Annotated in this window: 15 protein-coding genes and 1 pseudogene; 6 read left to right on the top strand and 10 right to left on the bottom strand. The window is 54.8% G+C overall.

Annotated elements, in window-relative coordinates; all coding sequences use genetic code 11:
- Window positions 1-14: 14 nt before the first annotated feature.
- Both frsA and gpt read right to left on the bottom strand, forming a co-directional pair.
- The gene (gene frsA / locus WCT94_RS17195; RefSeq protein WP_336870590.1) at window positions 15-1,265 is read right to left on the bottom strand and encodes an esterase FrsA; all 1,251 of its coding nucleotides are present in this window, start codon (window positions 1,263-1,265) and stop codon (window positions 15-17) included.
- Window positions 1,266-1,477: 212 nt separating this feature from the next.
- Window positions 1,478-1,936, bottom strand: a complete 459-nt coding sequence (gene gpt / locus WCT94_RS17190) for a xanthine phosphoribosyltransferase (protein WP_010282559.1) — start codon at window positions 1,934-1,936, stop codon at window positions 1,478-1,480.
- Between the two features lie 329 nt (window positions 1,937-2,265).
- On the opposite strand from gpt, the gene pepD reads away from it, so the two are divergent.
- Window positions 2,266-3,726, top strand: coding sequence for a beta-Ala-His dipeptidase (gene pepD, locus WCT94_RS17185; RefSeq protein ID WP_336870587.1), 1,461 nt, complete (start codon window positions 2,266-2,268; stop codon window positions 3,724-3,726).
- 81 nt (window positions 3,727-3,807) lie between these two features.
- On the opposite strand, the gene dinB is transcribed toward pepD, so the two are convergent.
- Together dinB and WCT94_RS17175 are read right to left on the bottom strand one after the other, a co-directional pair.
- Window positions 3,808-4,866, bottom strand: coding sequence for a DNA polymerase IV (gene dinB, locus WCT94_RS17180; protein ID WP_336870585.1), 1,059 nt, complete (start codon window positions 4,864-4,866; stop codon window positions 3,808-3,810).
- Between the two features lie 75 nt (window positions 4,867-4,941).
- Window positions 4,942-5,742 carry a helix-turn-helix transcriptional regulator gene (locus WCT94_RS17175; protein WP_336870583.1) on the bottom strand — a complete coding sequence of 267 codons (801 nt, stop codon included), beginning with the start codon at window positions 5,740-5,742 and terminating at the stop codon, window positions 4,942-4,944.
- A 220-nt stretch (window positions 5,743-5,962) separates the two neighbouring features.
- On the opposite strand from WCT94_RS17175, the pseudogene WCT94_RS17170 reads away from it, so the two are divergent.
- Both WCT94_RS17170 and dpaA read left to right on the top strand, forming a co-directional pair.
- Window positions 5,963-6,745: pseudogene (locus WCT94_RS17170) on the top strand (class I SAM-dependent methyltransferase); the annotation flags it as partial.
- 257 nt (window positions 6,746-7,002) lie between these two features.
- Window positions 7,003-7,737, top strand: a complete 735-nt coding sequence (gene dpaA, locus WCT94_RS17165; protein WP_336870581.1) for a peptidoglycan meso-diaminopimelic acid protein amidase — start codon at window positions 7,003-7,005, stop codon at window positions 7,735-7,737.
- Here dpaA and WCT94_RS17160 read toward each other — a convergent pair.
- Together WCT94_RS17160 and lpcA are read right to left on the bottom strand one after the other, a co-directional pair.
- Window positions 7,708-8,475, bottom strand: coding sequence for a class II glutamine amidotransferase (locus WCT94_RS17160; RefSeq protein WP_336870580.1), 768 nt, complete (start codon window positions 8,473-8,475; stop codon window positions 7,708-7,710). The genes dpaA and WCT94_RS17160 overlap by 30 nt on opposite strands.
- Before the next feature lie 50 nt (window positions 8,476-8,525).
- Window positions 8,526-9,107, bottom strand: coding sequence for a D-sedoheptulose 7-phosphate isomerase (gene lpcA, locus WCT94_RS17155; protein WP_005975726.1), 582 nt, complete (start codon window positions 9,105-9,107; stop codon window positions 8,526-8,528).
- A gap of 349 nt (window positions 9,108-9,456) precedes the next feature.
- On the opposite strand from lpcA, the gene fadE reads away from it, so the two are divergent.
- On the top strand, window positions 9,457-11,904 hold the full coding sequence (gene fadE / locus WCT94_RS17150; RefSeq protein ID WP_336870579.1) for an acyl-CoA dehydrogenase FadE: 2,448 nt from the start codon (window positions 9,457-9,459) through the stop codon (window positions 11,902-11,904).
- Between the two features lie 98 nt (window positions 11,905-12,002).
- Entirely contained in the window at window positions 12,003-12,353 is a 351-nt protein-coding gene (gene yajD, locus WCT94_RS17145; RefSeq protein ID WP_039277633.1) for an HNH nuclease YajD, read from the top strand.
- A 65-nt stretch (window positions 12,354-12,418) separates the two neighbouring features.
- Here the strand turns inward: yajD and mtnK are convergent, their stop codons facing one another.
- The gene (mtnK, locus tag WCT94_RS17140; protein ID WP_336870577.1) at window positions 12,419-13,621 is read right to left on the bottom strand and encodes an S-methyl-5-thioribose kinase; all 1,203 of its coding nucleotides are present in this window, start codon (window positions 13,619-13,621) and stop codon (window positions 12,419-12,421) included.
- 118 nt (window positions 13,622-13,739) lie between these two features.
- Here mtnK and mtnA point away from each other — a divergent pair, with 118 nt between their 5' ends.
- Window positions 13,740-14,768, top strand: a complete 1,029-nt coding sequence (gene mtnA / locus WCT94_RS17135; protein WP_336870576.1) for an S-methyl-5-thioribose-1-phosphate isomerase — start codon at window positions 13,740-13,742, stop codon at window positions 14,766-14,768.
- Between the two features lie 430 nt (window positions 14,769-15,198).
- Here the strand turns inward: mtnA and WCT94_RS17130 are convergent, their stop codons facing one another.
- From WCT94_RS17130 to WCT94_RS17120, 3 genes are read right to left on the bottom strand one after another with little or no spacing between them, the layout of a single operon-like run.
- Window positions 15,199-15,744, bottom strand: coding sequence for a 1,2-dihydroxy-3-keto-5-methylthiopentene dioxygenase (locus WCT94_RS17130; RefSeq protein ID WP_336870575.1), 546 nt, complete (start codon window positions 15,742-15,744; stop codon window positions 15,199-15,201).
- Window positions 15,741-16,430: an acireductone synthase gene (gene mtnC, locus WCT94_RS17125; RefSeq protein ID WP_336870574.1), complete on the bottom strand. Its 690-nt coding sequence runs from the start codon at window positions 16,428-16,430 to the stop codon at window positions 15,741-15,743. The genes WCT94_RS17130 and mtnC overlap by 4 nt, the downstream gene beginning before the upstream one ends.
- On the bottom strand, window positions 16,427-17,044 hold the full coding sequence (locus WCT94_RS17120; protein WP_336870572.1) for a methylthioribulose 1-phosphate dehydratase: 618 nt from the start codon (window positions 17,042-17,044) through the stop codon (window positions 16,427-16,429). The genes mtnC and WCT94_RS17120 overlap by 4 nt, the downstream gene beginning before the upstream one ends.
- Between the last annotated feature and the right edge of the window lie 92 nt (window positions 17,045-17,136).

The following is a 17,136-nucleotide window of genomic DNA, read 5'->3' as shown; positions in this document are numbered from 1 at the left end:
TCGATACATCATGTTCAACACACTTTGTCCTGCAACCACCCGCTGATTTGCTGTAGCGCGCGATCGAAATTCTGGTACACCGGCGAGAAGTTAACCGGCAGCAGTTTCCCTTGTGCGGATGAGTTCACTATCAGGCTCGCCTCTTCTTTCGGGCACAGCGGATCGTTATCCCAGTAGCCTGCCAGCATCGGCGTCGGGCAACGGCGTCCTAACAGCCCCTGCGTTTTCAGCGAATAACGTCCCAGCTCGGTTTTCAGCGAGGTATCCGTCGAGAAGGGCATACCCAGACGACTCGCCAGCACATCCATAAACATATCCGGCACCTGCTGCTGGCGAGTCGGATCGCTTAACAGATGATGTACCACGGGGCCGAGGCAGGCCACACCGCGTAAGCGCTGCGATTCCAGATACGCCAGCCGAACGGCAATGTTGGCACCAAAGCGGAAACCAAACGCGACAACGCGGGAGTGATCGACCCACGGGACATCCGGCAGCGCGCGCAAAACCTGCTGATGCAGGAAACTGGAATCCTGAGTCAACTTCCAGCGGGAAGAAAATCCAACGGAGGGAACATCAATCGTCAGCATCGCCATGCCTGCCGGCGCAAAATAGTCCTGAAACAGGCGATGATAATCGCTCTGCAACATTTCCAGACTGCCGCACATAAGCACAGTAGGGAAAGGCGCTTTCGCCTGCGATGGCATATGCAGAAAACCGGTCAGCGTGCCGCCGCCCGCAATGGGGAACGTCAGTTCTTTGAGTTCATAAGGCAGGTAGTTGGCGGCCTCTTCATAGGCGCGATTTGCCAGCGTTTGCGCCTGCTCCGCCAGCTCATCGCCTTTAATATGCGGATAGGCAGCAATGCTGTAGAGGTTGGCGGCGTTCAGCCAGAACTGTCCGGTTTGCGCGTCATCGCCGCTTTCTGTTGCTCGCTGCTGCCAGCCTGCGCCCTGCTTCGCCCATTCATAAATCCAGTTACCGCCGCGGTAGCCGATCACCGTATCAAGCAGTTGCTCGTTGCTTCTGTCCGCCTTGCTGGCCGCGATACGCGACAGCACGTCTTCGATTTCCCACGGGTCGACGCCACGCCAAATCCACATCAGCCGGTTAATCATGCGATACCAGCTGCGGGTCTTTTCCCCTTCCAGCGTAGAATGCAGCCCCTGCACATCCTGACTATTCCGCGTACGCCGGACCAACGTCGAGGTTTCTGGATGTTTAAAGGATGGTTTGAATAGCGTTTCAGACAGGTTAGCTTGCGCCACAGCAGCCTCCATTAATGTAAACCGCTGTTAGCGGACATCAGACGACTTCTTCGTCACCCGTTAAAGTGTAACGAACTCAGGCCAGAGAAGACAAATACCAACGGCAGAAACACACGATCGGATCAAAGCCTGCGCTAGAAATTACCACAGTTCATAAACAACAATGCCCGGCTAAACCGGGCATTGTTGGAAACGAATATTCGCTCAGGCGATTAACGGCCAGACAAAGGCGGCACAAACACCACGCCCATATCCCACGGCTGTTCAATCCAGGTGTCCTGCGGAATATCAATGACGTAGTCGTCAACCAGCGGTTTACCAGCAGGCTTAGCGAAAATGGTCACAAAATGCGCTTTCGGGTACATATCACGGATTGCTTTCGCCGTACCGCCCGTGTCGACCAGATCGTCAATCACGATAAACCCTTCGCCATCTCCCTCGGCACGCTTCAGCACTTTCATTTCGCGCTGGTTGTCGTGGTCATAACTGGAGATGCAAACGGTATCAACGTGACGAATACCCAGCTCACGCGCCAGCAGCGCGCTTGGAACCAGACCACCGCGGCTGACGGCAATGATGCCTTTCCATTGATCGGCAGGCAGTAAACGCTGTGCCAGTTTGCGGGCATGAATTTGCAACATATCCCAGGTTACGACGTACTTTTCGCTCATAAAATATATCCCAGCCGAATAAAAACCGGCTTAATTTGAGTCTGAGGGGGGAAAAAGGTTGCGCGAGATTATAGATAGCCGACAACATAAAAACCAGTTTTTCTCAACGTGAGAACCGAGTTTTTCCCGCCAACCTGCGCTCTGCCAAACACGCTGATTCATATTGCAGCAGGAAAAATAAGTCAGGGCCGACGGCAATTCCCCTGCTTTGATGGAAAATGATATTCTGTTACGACACGCCATGTTATGTGGCTAACTGCGATTAACTTTTAACCTATAGCCCTGCCCGCCAGATGCGAAGGCTGGCCGCTAACAAGGAGACTGAAATAGTGTCTGAATTGTCTCAACTTTCCCCCCAGCCGCTGTGGGATATTTTCGCCAAAATCTGTTCCATTCCACATCCGTCTTATCATGAAGAAGCGCTGGCCGCACATATTCTGGAATGGGCTAAAGAGAAAGGCATTCATGCCGAGCGCGATCAGGTCGGCAATATTCTGCTGCGCAAAGCGGCAACCGCAGGTATGGAAAATCGCAAACCTGTCGTATTGCAGGCGCATCTGGACATGGTGCCGCAGAAAAACAACGATACCGTACACGATTTCACTACCGATCCTATCCAGCCTTATGTTGACGGTGAGTGGCTGAAAGCACGCGGTACCACGCTGGGTGCAGATAATGGCATCGGTATGGCGTCTGCGCTGGCGGTGCTGGCCGATCCAAGCGTCGAGCACGGCCCGCTGGAAGTGCTGCTGACCATGACGGAAGAAGCGGGTATGGATGGCGCGTTTGGCCTGCAACCAAACTGGCTTCAGGGCGAAATCCTGATCAATACCGATTCGGAAGAAGAAGGCGAGATCTACATGGGTTGCGCGGGCGGTATTGATTTCATTACCCGTCTGCCGCTGACGCGAGAAGTGCCGCCGGCTGGTTACCACACGCTGAAGCTGACGATTAAAGGGCTGAAAGGCGGCCACTCCGGCGGCGATATTCATCTGGGGCTGGGCAACGCCAACAAGCTGCTGGCACGTTTCCTGTTCGAACAGGCGAAAGCACTGGATATCCGCATTCTCGATCTGAACGGCGGGACATTGCGTAACGCTATTCCGCGTGAAGCCTTCGCCACGCTGTCACTGCCTGCTGCTAACGTCGAGTCGTTAAAAGCGCTGAGCCAGGAGTATCTGGCGGTGCTGAAAAATGAACTGTCCGCCGTTGAGAAAAACCTGACCGTGCTGGTGGAAGCCAGCGACAGCAATGAGCACCCGCTGACGCAGGACAGCCGCGATCGTCTGCTGGCGCTGCTCAATGCCACGCCAAACGGCGTGATCCGCATGAGCGACGAAGTCAAAGGCGTGGTAGAAACGTCGCTGAACGTCGGCGTTGTGACGATGGAAGACGACCACGCGGAAATTATCTGCCTGATTCGTTCACTGATCGACAGCGGTAAAGACGCCGTCGTTGGTACGCTGACGGCGCTGGGTCAGTTGGCTGGCGCGAAAACGTCACCGAAAGGCGGCTACCCAGGCTGGCAGCCAGATGCGCATTCACCGGTCATGGCGCTGGTTCGCGAAACCTATCAGAAGCTGTTCAACAAGACGCCGAACATCATGGTGATTCACGCTGGTCTGGAATGTGGTCTGTTCAAGAAGCCATACCCGGACATGGACATGGTTTCCATCGGGCCAACCATCACCGGGCCGCATTCGCCGGATGAACAAGTGCATATCGGCAGCGTCGATCTGTACTGGAAATTGCTGACAGCGCTGCTGAAAGCGATTCCGCCACGCGCTTAATCGCCCACGAATAAAACGTACACGAGTAAAAATCAGGGCGGCGCATAAACGTCGCCCTTTTTTATCCTCAACTACACAGCCTTATCCCCAATCAAACACCAGCTGTCGCTCAATTTGCGGGTCGAGCAGCGTCACATGTAGCCCAACCAGCCGAACGCCTCTGGATTTACGCCGCTCCTGCCAGGTTTGCTGTGCCAGCTTCAACAGATCCTGTTTATTCAACATCGGCCACACATGCTCCTGCGTGGTTTGCTGAAAATCATCAAACTTGAGTTTGACGCCCTGACGCGCAATATGCAGATCGGGTTTTACCCGTTTCAGGCGAACTTCCAGCTCTTGATAAAGCTGTTCAATCAGATGTTCACACTGTCCCCAGTCGTGGATATCCTGCGCCAGCGTCTTCTCCACACCGACCGACTTCCTCAGCCTATCCGGCGAAATCCGTCGTTCATCGATTCCCTGACATCGCTCCCACAGGACACGACCAAACTTGCCGAATTCTTTAAGTAGATCCGCCAGCGCATACCCCCGTACATCCGCACAGGTATGCAGGCCGCGTTCTTCCAGCCGTTTCGCCGTCACTTTCCCAACGCCGGGGATTTTCTCCAGCGGCAGCGCCAACAGGAAATCATCCACCTGCTCGGGTGTAATGACATATTGTCCATTCGGCTTATTTAACTCAGACGCGATCTTTGCCAGAAATTTGATCGGCGCAATCCCCGCCGATGCCGTCAGATTGAGTTCATCCGCGATGGTTCGACGGATTTCTTCGGCGATGCGCGTCGCCGAGCCGTTGCAGTGCGGACTGTCGGTGACATCCAGATAAGCCTCATCCAGAGAAAGCGGTTCGATCAGCGAGGTGTAGCGGGCGAAGATCTCACGGATTTGGCGCGAGGTGGATTTATACACCTCCATGCGGCCGGGCAACAAGGTGAGGTGTGGACACAGACGCAAAGCAGTTGCCGTCGCCATCGCGCTGTGGACGCCGTAGCGCCGAGCAGGATAGTTAGCGGTGCTGATGACGCCACGGCGATCGGCACTTCCACCAATCGCCAGAGGAATATCGCGCAGGCGCGGGTTATCACGCATCTCAATTGCTGCGTAGAAGCAGTCCATATCAACATGAATGATTTTGCGCATACTGGCCCTCTGACAACACTGTATAAATATACAGATCAAAGTCAGTATAGACAAGCAGCGCAATAATGCCCGCGTTTACTGCGCGATCAGCATCACCAACTTAAATTCCCCCTGTCCGGCAGGATGGAAAGTCTGTTGATGATAGGTTACCTCTCCCAGCATAGGATGGTGGAAGCGTCGCTCGCCACCTTCACGGGCGGTGACCGCCTGCTGAGACCACCAGAGATTGAACTCGCGACTTTCTTCACACAGCGCCATCACAACGTGTCGGACAGATTCGACAGACGCATAATGACTGGACTCCGCCCGAAACTCCGCCACCACCCGTCTGGCGCGTTCTGGCCAATCGACCACCAGCGATCGCGCCAGCGGATTAAGAAACATAAAGCGCAGCAGATTCGGTTCGGGATCGCTTCCCAGCCATCCGGCAAACAACTGCTCCGACGGCGCATTCCACGCCAGCATGTTCCAGTTGCCATCCAGAAGATACGCAGGGCAGGTAATATGGTGCAGGCTGGCGGCAACCCGCGCATCGAGCGACATTGCCCTACCCTGCTTCTGAGGATCCTGTACGCCAGCCAGACTAAAAAGATAGTCATGCTCTGCGGGTTCCAGCTTTAACGCCTGAGACAAGCGAGTCAGCGCCGAGGCGGAAGCGGACACATCACGCCCCTGCTCAAGCCAGGTATACCAGGTGGTGCTAATGCGAGCGATTTGCGCCAACTCTTCGCGGCGTAATCCACTGGTGCGCCGCCGACCGGACGCGGGCAGGCCGACCCTTTCCGGCGAGGTCCGCTCACGCAGCGCCCGTAAGAAAGCTCCCAGCGCCTTTGGGCCGCTCAGAGAGCTGGCAGACATAAATGAATTTGCAGACATAACCAGGTGTCCTTTTCATCCCGCTCGTCAAGGCAAGCTCAAGACGACAACAGTATGAGTGAAAGAGGTGTTAATCAAACAGGGAGTATTTTATACCCGTATAAATGCTCATATTGTACCCGTATTTTTCCCTCACTATAGTGTTCTCAGACCGACGTCTTCTTTAGTGGCTGGCGCGCCGCCGTTTAACCCATGATGAAACGAAAGCAATTCAGATAAAGCGAGAGCAATGATGGAAGAAAAACAGAACCATAATCATCGCGTCGAACATCAGTTCGGCTCACAGGCGCAGAACTACCTGACCAGCGCGGTGCATGCGCAGGGCAAAGATTTAACCCAACTGGCCACGTTATTAGCGCCCTTCCCGCAGGCGTGCGTGATCGACGTTGGCTGCGGTGCCGGACACGCCAGCTTCGTTGCCGCACAGGCCGTCGCGGAGGTTGTCGCCTACGATTTGTCTTCCCAAATGTTGGACGTGGTGAGTCAGGCTGCGGCGCAGAAAGGGCTGAATAATATCCGCGTTCAGCAAGGCGTAGCCGAGTCTTTACCGTTCGAGGATAGCAGCGCAGACGTCATCATCAGCCGTTACTCTGCGCATCACTGGCGTGATGTCGGGCAGGCGCTGCGTGAAATGCGGCGCGTTCTGAAACCGGGTGGCCGCGTGATCATGATGGATGTCGTGTCTCCCGGTCATCCGCTGTTGGACAGCTATTTACAGACGGTAGAGAAGCTGCGCGATACCTCACACGTGCGCAATTACGCGCCGGGCGAATGGCTGAGCCTGTTTACCGACGCAGGGTTTATCGTGCGTAACGTCACCAGCGATAGGTTGACGCTGGAGTTCAGCAGTTGGATCGCCCGTATGCGCACACCAGAACATTTCGCGGTCGCGATTCGTGAACTGCAAAAAACGCTGCCGGACGAGGTGGTACAGCATTTTGACGTACAGACAGACGGTTCCTTTGTCACCGACATTATGATGATAGAAGCCACCCGCGCCTGAGCCGCTTTCCCCTGCTATTAACAACCTTACATTGAGCAGCTCGTATCCATTCGGGCTGTTTTTTGTAAATGTTATTTTTTAGCGCTTTTCAACGCTTGATTAATATGAAACCAATGATAATGTGATTTCGGTTTCGTCGTTATCTATTCGCCGACGAAATATATACCGATAACGGCTGTCCCCACGCTTTTGCTAAAACACCAGTAGCGCGACGCGGATGCCGCGTGTAGCAGGCAATTTTATTATCAGGAACCATAATGCAAAAAATCGCGCTGTCATTTGCGATGTTGTTTTTTTTGCCTTCTCTTGTTGTTACCAGCGCAGCCAGCGAGACCGCACCGCCGCTAGCGCCGATAGCAAAAGAATTAAAACAGCAATTATTAGGCTCTCCGATCTATATTCAGATCTTTAAAGAAGAGCGAATATTCGAACTGTATGCGAAAGTCGGCAACGAATACCGTTTATTGGAACAATATCCGATCTGTAAATATTCAGGCGGATTAGGGCCAAAACGCGTTGAAGGCGATTTAAAAAGCCCGGAAGGTTTCTATCAGGTCGATCTGCGTCAGCTAAAACCAGACAGCCAATATTACCGTGCGATCAATATCGGTTTCCCCAACGACTATGATAAATCACAGGGATATTCCGGCCGCTATTTGATGATTCACGGCGAATGTGTGTCGGTTGGCTGCTATGCCATGACCAACACCTACATGGATGAGATTTATCGCTATGCCGAAGCGGCGCTACGCAACGGTCAGCCGAAGATTGATATCGCTATCTACCCGTTCCGCATGACGGAACAGAACATGCAGCGCCACCGTAATTCCACCTACGCCAGCTTCTGGAAACAGCTTCAGCCGGGGTACGCCTATTTTAATCAGCACAATCAGCCCCCAGCCATCACGGTATTTAACGGGCAATACGTCGTTAACCCACCGTTGATGACCAGTCAGCCGACCTTAAAGTACGCGCTCGCCGAAACAAAATAGCACGAATTCACCTGGCATGATCTGATGCCAGGTTTCGTTGCCCGTTAGCGGCTGCGTCGCTAATACCGTGACGACATCATTCGGTGTCGTCTGCTGCTGAAAATCAATCTCCACATCCTGATCCAACAGCGTCGCTTTACCAAACGGCGCACGGCGGGTGATCCAGTAGAGTTTGGTTGAGCAGTACCCCATCACAAAGCGCCCGTCCGACAGCAGCATGTTAAACACGCCTTTCTCCCGCAGGACATCCGCCTGTTTGGCGATATAGCGGAATACCGCAGGCCAGTTACCCGGCGTGCGCGGGTAACGCTCAGACAGTTGGGACAGCAGCCAGCAGAAAGCAAATTCGCTATCCGTCTGGCCGACAGGGCGAAACATCCCCGTTTTCAGGGTGCTATAACCTTTCAGTTGCCCGTTGTGGGCGTACGTCCAATTCCGCCCCCACAGTTCGCGGGTAAAGGGATGGGTATTTTCCAGCGACACCGCGCCACGATTCGCCTGCCGGATATGTGAAACCACCGCACACGATTTGATCGGATAATCCTGCACCAGCCGGGCAATCGGCGAGTTATAGCTTGGCAGCGGATCTTTGAACGTACGACAACCGTTCCCTTCATAGAAGGTGATTCCCCAGCCATCCCGGTGCGGACCGGTGTTTCCACCGCGTTGTATCAGCCCGGTAAAGCTAAAGCAGATATCCGTCGGTACATTCGCGCTCATCCCCAGCAGTTCACACATCTGACTTTCTACCCTTCCCTTCTTGCCCTTTTAGAGCGTATTAATGCGGCTTACTGATCCGCCATCTCTTTTTCAATCAGTTGAATCAGGATGTGGATCGCTTTGATATGGATTTCCTGAATGCGGTCGGCATAGCCAAAGTGCGGAACACGGATTTCCACGTCGGCAGAACCTGCCATTTTGCCGCCGTCTTTCCCAGTCAGCGTAATGACCTTCATGCCTTTCGCTTTTGCTGCGGCAATCGCTTTAATAATGTTGCCGGAATTACCAGACGTGGAAATCCCCAGCAGCACATCACCTTCACGCCCCAGTGACTCGACATAGCGGGAGAAGACAAAATCATAGCCAAAGTCATTACTGACGCAGGACAGGTGGCTCGGATCGGAAATCGCAATGGCCGGATAGCCAGGACGGTTCTCGCGATAGCGCCCCGTCAGCTCTTCAGCAAAGTGCATGGCGTCACAGTGTGAACCACCGTTACCGCAGGAAATCACTTTACCGCCCGCTTTAAAAGCGTTAGCCAACAGCACCGCAGCGTTTTGAATCGACTGAATGTTCGCATCATCACTCAAGAAATTATTCAGTGTTTCTGCCGCTTCTTTCAGTTCACTACGGATTAAATCCTGATACATGGAATCCTCTCATTTTGTCTGGTGACAGTATCATCTTCTGCCATGCAGTGTAGCGGATCGTACTAACAGCGAGAAGCGCGTAATCACGGGATCGAGAGGATCGCTGACACGCGTCAGAAAACGCACGACTGCCGTTCGGTTTGTGAAGTGAGTTGTAATTATGATGTAAACGAATTGATAAAAATAATCAGATAAACTACAACGAATATAAGCAACAGGTCAGACCTCTTACAACATTGACCTATTACGCCTTATTTCACTGATGAAAATGGTTCTCGCTTTCTCCCGTCACACAACGCTCGGGGAAGAATGAAAACCCTCCATTCGATCACAATGCTGGAGACACGTTATGGTTGCTGTCAGTATCCTCCTCCTACTGATTATCATCGGAGCGATGTTTTATCATCGGCTCAGCCTGCTGCTCGGCAGCGCTATCCTGCTGGCCTACTTCGCAGCCATGTCCGCCATGTTGCTGTGGCCCGTCTGGCTGATGATTCCGCTCGTGATCCTGCTGATTCCGATTACGGTTCCCTCTCTGCGCCAAAAGTTGGTTTCCGCTTCCGCGCTGCGCATGTTCCAGAAAGTCATGCCACCGATGTCGAACACGGAAAAAGAAGCAATTGATGCTGGAACAACCTGGTGGGAAGGCGATCTGTTTCGCGGCGCACCGGACTGGAAAAAGCTGCATAACTACCCGCGTCCGCAGTTGACCGCCGAAGAGCAGGCGTTTATCGATGGGCCGGTTGCTGAAGCCTGCCGGATGGCAAACGACTTTGAAATCACCCACGAACGCGCCGATATCCCGCCAGAACTGTGGGCGTTTTTAAAAGAGCACCGCTTCTTTGCCATGATCATCAAGAAGCAATACGGCGGGCTGGAATTCTCGGCTTACGCACAGGCGCAGGTGCTGCAAAAACTGGCCGGCGTCTCCAGTATTGTGGCAATCACCGTCGGCGTGCCTAACTCACTCGGCCCCGGCGAACTGCTGCAACACTACGGAACGGAAACACAAAAAGATCACTACCTGCCACGTCTGGCACGCGGTCAGGAAGTGCCCTGCTTTGCGCTGACCAGCCCGGAAGCGGGCTCGGATGCAGGTTCAATTCCCGATACCGGGATTGTCTGCTACGGCAACTGGCACGGCGAACAGGTTTTAGGTATGCGCCTGACCTGGAATAAACGCTATATCACACTCGCGCCGGTCGCTACCGTGCTGGGGCTGGCCTTTAAGCTGTACGATCCCGATCATCTTTTAGGCGATGAAGACGACGTCGGCATTACCTGTGCGTTGATTCCGACAGATACCGACGGCGTTAAAATCGGCCGCCGCCATTTCCCGCTGAACGTGCCGTTCCAGAACGGACCGACACAGGGTGAGAACATTTTTGTCCCGCTGGACTACATTATTGGCGGTGCGAAGATGGCGGGTCAGGGCTGGCGTATGCTGATGGAATGTCTGTCAGTCGGTCGCGGCATTACGCTGCCGTCCAACTCTACCGGCGGGCTGAAGTCCATTGCTCTCGGCATCGGTGCTTACGCGCACATTCGCCGCCAGTTCAAGATCTCCATCGGTAAGATGGAAGGTATCGAAGAGCCGCTGGCACGCATCGCGGGTAACGCTTATGTGATGGACGCCGCCGCAACACTGATTACCAGCGGCATCATGCAGGGTGAAAAACCGGCAGTGCTCTCCGCTATCGTCAAATATCACTGTACCCACCGCGGTCAGCGCAGCGTGATGGATGCGATGGATATCGCTGGTGGTAAAGGTATCTGTCTCGGCCCGACCAACTTCCTGGCGCGCAGCTATCAGGGCGCGCCGATTGCGATCACCGTGGAAGGGGCGAATATCCTGACGCGCAGTATGATCATCTTCGGGCAAGGCGCCATCCGCTGTCACCCTTATGTGCTGGAAGAGATGGCAGCGGCGCAGGAGAACGACGTCTCACGCTTTGACCGTGCGCTGGTTGGACACATCGGCCACGTTGGCAGCAACAAGGTGCGCAGCTTCTGGCTTGGGTTGACCAACGGCCTTCTAAGCCGTGCGCCAGTGAACGACAAAACACGCCGCTACTATCAGCAGCTCAACCGGCTCAGCGCGAACCTGGCCCTGCTGGCGGATGTGTCAATGGCGGTACTGGGCGGCAGCCTGAAGCGTCGTGAACGTATCTCGGCGCGTCTGGGGGATATTCTCAGCCAGCTCTATCTGGCTTCCGCGACGCTGAAACGCTATGAGGACGAAGGGCGTCAGAAAGCGGATTTACCGCTGGTGCACTGGGGCGTGCAGGATAGCCTGCATCAGGCCGAGCAGGCGCTGGACGATCTGCTGCGTAACTTCCCGAATCGTGTTGTTGCAGGGCTGCTGACCTTTATTATCTTCCCACTGGGTCTGCGCTGCCCGGCACCGTCTGACCGCCTCGACCATGAGGTCGCGAAAATTCTGCAAACGCCGTCAGAAACGCGTAATCGTCTGGGACGCGGCCAATATCTGGTTGCCAGCGAACACAACCCGGTCGGGCTGCTGGAAGAGGCTTTACTGGATATCATCGCCGCCGAGCCGATTTACCAACGTCTGGCAAAAGCCAGCGACAAAGCGCTGCCGTTCATGCGACTGGATCAGTTAGCAGAACAGGCGCTGGTGGAAGGTCAGATTACCGCAGAAGAAGCGGCTATTCTGACCAAAGCCGAAGCCAGCCGCTTACGCTCAATCAACGTGGATGACTTTGCGTTCGACGCACTGGCCGCCAACAAACCTAAACCGGTCTCGCAGTCAGAAAGAAAAACCGAAGCAGCATAAACAACAACAGGCCGCCAATAGGGCGGCCTGTTCTTTCCTTTAAAGGCACATCAGTTGTAAAATCCACATCCTCTTTCCTTCTGAATGAAATCCGACACATGGCTTACATCCCCAAGAACTACGCCAGACTTGAAAGCGGCTACCGCGAAAAAGCGCTCAAACTTTTCCCGTGGGTATGTGGTCGCTGTTCACGCGAATTCGTCTATTCCAACCTGCGTGAATTAACCGTTCACCACATCGATCACGATCACAGCAATAACCCGGAAGACGGCAGTAACTGGGAAATGCTGTGCCTCTACTGCCACGACAATGAGCATTCAAAATATACTGATGCGGATATGTACGGTTCGACTGTCGTCGCGGGTGAGGATGCGCAGAAGGATGTTGGCGTTGCCACGCACAACCCTTTCGCGGATTTAAAAGCGATGATGAATAAAGGGAAGAAATAGGTTTGTTTACCGCTCCCATCCGATTCACGATGGGAGCGAGGACTGACATAACGCCGTTACGCGAATCAGGCACCACTCTGCCGTACACGCGCCAGCAGCGCATCCACATCCGCAATATGCGGAGCCGCCAGTACTAAGGTTCTGCCCAGCGAAATAGCATGACGCTGGCATGCTAAACGCGCTTCCGTTTCCTGAATGCTGTCCAGATCGGCGACGTGCGCCAGCCCAATCGTGCGGCGAATCAGTTCGGTACCACAGTAGCCAACGGCATCCCGCCACACTTGCTGTAAAAACAGCGCAGCATAGCCCGGTTCCGCCAACGCCGGATCGCGGCTTTCATTGTCGCTCAACGCCAGAAAACGAGCGGAAAAGGTCTGCCACAGCGTACGGATATCTTCCAGACGTCGTTCACGCCCTGCCGCAGCCTCACGCGGTGCCAGCAGCCCCGGCAGGCCACAATAATTCAGCAGCAGGTTGCCGATTGCCGTACCGACATCAAAGCCAATCGGCCCGTAGAAACCAAATTCAGCATCAATCGCCTTTAAACGCCCTTCTGCGACAAAAATCGAACCGCTATGGATATCGCCGTGCAGTAACGCTTCGGCTTTGCTCAGAAAGCCATGCTTCAGCCCAGCAACCGCCAGCTTCAATGCCTTATCGTCACGTAGCGCCTGTACATCCGGCGTCAACGCCGCGTCAAACTGGTTTCTTTCATGATCGATATAAGGATCGGTAAAGAAAAGGTCTTCGGTAATCTGACACAGTTCAGGGTTAGTGAACTGGCTAACCGCCGCTTTCTTCTCATGCGGGTGCTGATGAAAATCAGAGGTGTGGAATAACGTCTGCGCCAGATATTCTCCCAGCTGTGCCGCCGCCTGAGGATAATCCGCGCCGTTAACCAGCTCGCTGCGCCAGATGCGATGATCGGAGAGATCTTCCTGCACCATCACCGCCAGTTCGGGATCGTGATAGAGCACGGTTACAGTATGCTGTGGACAAAACCGCGCGTGCGTCAGCAACGTTTCGGCCTCAATCCGGGCGCGGTCAAGCGTCAGGGGCCAGGATTCTCCCACACACCGTACATAGGGCAGCGCCTGTTTGACGATGACCCGACTAACGCCCGCTTCATCTTTAATTTTAAACACCAGATTCAGATTGCCATCGCCGATCTCTTCTGCGGCTACCAGCGTTTGCGGCTGACTGACACCGCCGTACTGGCGGGCATATTCAACAGCGTCATCCGCCGTAAAAGTGCGGTAAAGTGACATTCCAACTCCTCGCTATGCTTAAATTCAAGATACGGACATAAAAACGTTCGGACGTCTATACATCTATCAGGCATCTTGGCAGAATAAGAATATCGATGCAACATGGATTTAACGACCTATGCAGACACTTAACACAACCAGCCTAAAAATCGTTGATAACCAACTGTGGATCCTCGACCAGCAGGCGCTACCGCAAGAAAAACGCTGGAGCCCGTGCCCAGATGTCGCGTCACTGGTTGAACATATTCAGACGCTACGCGTACGCGGCGCCCCGCTGATTGGCCTGTCCGCCAGCCTGCTGCTCGCACTACTGGCGGAGAGAGGGCTATCGCAGGCCGAACTGGCGCAGGCGCTGGAGACGCTGCGGGCATCGCGTCCTACCGCCGTGAACCTGATGAACAATCTGGATCGCATGAAGCTGGCACTGGCGCAGCCGCAGTTTGTCGATGCGCTGGTGCAGGAAGCTCTGCGACTGGTAGAAGAAGATCGCGCGCTGTGTGAGCGCATTGCCGATCACGGCGCAGCGCTGGTGAAACCCAACAGCCGCTTGCTAACCCACTGCAACACCGGCGGACTGGCAACAGCCGGCATCGGCACCGCCATCGGCGTGCTGCTACGTGCGCACCAGCAGGGAAAAGTCGCGCAGGTATGGGTCGATGAAACGCGTCCGCTCTTGCAGGGCGGACGCCTCACGGCCTGGGAACTCGGCGAGCTGGGCATTCCTTATCAGTTGATCTGTGATTCGATGGCCGCCAGCCTGATGGCACAGGGCCAGGTGGATGCGATTTGGGTCGGCGCTGACCGCATTGCCGCTAACGGCGACGTCGCCAATAAGATCGGCACTTACAGCCTCGCGGTGCTGGCACACTATCACCAGATTCCGTTTTACGTCGCGGCACCGCACACCACGCACGATCCCGCGTGCCCGGACGGTCGAGCCATTCCCATCGAACAGCGCGCCGCCGCTGAAGTTACCGGCGTTTCCGGCAGCTTCGGCCACTGCCAATGGGCACCGCAGAACGCGGCAGTCTACAACCCGGCGTTTGACGTCACCCCCGCCGAATTAATCAGCGGTTGGGTACTCGATACCGGCGTGGTAACGCCACAGGATGTGAAAGAAGGGATATTTCAGACGGTGTTAAAGTGACGATAAACAATGCTGATATTTTTGGGGTAAAGAACCACCTTGGCACTTCCCTATGAAGAAATCCTCTTAATACACCAATACAGAGGTATCTCGTATTTTGCCGTTACCCGGCGTAAAAAATTATGCTGAGGAGATAGCAGGCTTAGGATGAGCCGCATGGACGCGGCTCAAGCTTGCGCCACGTCGGGAACGTGTCGCAAGCGGTCCGTTAAAGCCTGATATCGACGAAGGTACCGCGTCAGCGGCATAATTTCCCGCCGAAAGCCAGGGTTCCCAGGGCGACGGCGATTGAGCCGCCCTGGGTCGGGCGCGTGCTACAAGGTAGTATGAAAATAACGCCATTATCGCGCACGAAACCGTCTCTTAGTCTGCATAAAAAATGTGACTAAGAGATAGGTGGAGGTTGATAAGAGGTTTTACAACAAACAAGTTAGCGCTCCAATTTCGGATACGAATCGGCGATCTTATCGCCGGTAAAATGCGCGATCCAGCCTTCCGGGTTATCGAACAGGCGGATGGCGGTGAAGTGCGGTTCCGGCCCCATATCAAACCAGTGCGCGGTGCCCGCGGGTACGGACAGCAGATCGTTCTTCTCACACAGGATCTGGTAAATCTTGCCGTTCAGGTGCAGGCAGAACAGCCCCGCGCCTTCGACGAAAAAGCGCACTTCATCTTCGTGATGCACATGCTCGGATAAAAACTTGGTGCGCAGCTCCGCACGTTGCGGATTATCGGAACGCATACTGATGACGTCCCAGCTCTGATAGCCTTTTTCTGCCACCAGCTTATCAATCTCATGCTGATAGGCCGCCAGCACTTCTTCAGACGACGGCGCATCGCTCAGCTTCTGGCTGGCTTCCCAGCGTTCAAAACGTACACCGATTTCGTTCAGCTGTTTCTGAATCGCCTCGGCATCCTGACTTTGCCAAATCGGCTGGCTTGCATCGCTGTCGCTAAAAATGGTTAATCCACTCATTGGGCGTACTCCGGTAAGTCGATCTGGTCAAAACGTGCCACCTGACGGTGACGGCTTACGCTATCCGCATCATCACGAATAAGCTGGCAGGTGTGCCAACCGGCCTCCTGCGCGGCATCCAGCTCCTGACGAATATCCGATAGGAACAGAAGTTGTTCGGCAGGTAGCCCAATGGCTTGCGCAATCGTGCGATAAGAATCGGTCTCGCGCTTCGCGCCGACGCGGGTATCAAAATAGTCGCTGAATAGCGGACGCAGGTCACCCGCGTTGCTATACCCGAACAGCAGTTGCTGCGCTTCTATCGAGCCTGACGAGTACACATACAGGCGCAGGCCCTGCTGCTGCCATGCGGCGAGCTGCGCCGCCACTTCAGGGTACAGATGCCCCTGAAAATCGCCGTTACGGTAGCCCGACCGCCAGATAATGCCTTGCAGCAGCTTCAGCGCGGTAGATTTACGATCTTCATCCATAAACTGGTTCAGCGCGGCAATCAGCGTCTCGCTATCCGCATCGGGCTGACCTAGCTCCTGACGCAGCGCGTCCAGCGCCTGCGCGATCTCCGGATCGTTACCGTGCTGCCGCACTGTGTCAGCCAGGCGCTCGCGGGCATAGGGAAACAACACGCTATGGACAAAACGGATGTCGCTGGTGGTGCCTTCAATATCCGTCACAATGGCCTTAATCATGCTTTCGCCTCCAGCAGTCGCCGTTGCAATTCGCACTGGAACAGGAACTCCAGCCCTTCCAGATGGCGACGCGCTTCTTTCACCGTCGCGCCCCAGCAGTAAAGACCGTGGCCGCGCACCAGAAAGCCGTAGCGTAGCGGCGTGTGGCTGGCGTACTCGGTTACCCGCTGCGCCAGCGCCGGAATATCCTGATCGTTATCGAAAATCGGGATCGCCACGCGATCCAAATGGGAGGTTTGCCCCGCCAACGACTTTTGCATTTCGTAGCCGTGCAGCACCAGTTCAGCGCCCTTCTCTACCCGAGACAGCACCGTGGCGTTCACCGAGTGCGTGTGCAGCACCGCGCCAATCGTCGGCTCGCGACGATACAGCAGCGTATGCAGCCCCGTTTCCGCCGACGGCGTGCGGCCGCTCGGCACATGGTTAGTGGCAATCTCCACCAGCAGGAAATCCTCTGCCTGAAGGCTGCCTTTGTCTTTACCCGATTCAGTAATCAGGCACTGCGCGTCATCAAGGCGTACGGACATATTGCCGCCCGTCGCCGGACACCAGCCTTTCTCGCCGATCCAGTGGCAGGCCGCAAGCAGCGCCGTCAATTGTTGATTTTCAGTCATGAGGCTTCCCGTTTTTGGTCTTTCTGTTTCAAAGCATGCAGTTGCAGGTTTAGATCTTTTCATTATGTCTTAGCACGCAAAGGCATTTAGCC

Source organism: Pectobacterium sp. 1950-15 (genome assembly GCF_037136835.1).
In the GTDB taxonomy this organism is placed as follows: Bacteria; Pseudomonadota; Gammaproteobacteria; order Enterobacterales; family Enterobacteriaceae; genus Pectobacterium.
Note: the sequence above shows the minus strand (reverse complement) of the source record. Positions and strands in the feature narration are given on the sequence as shown.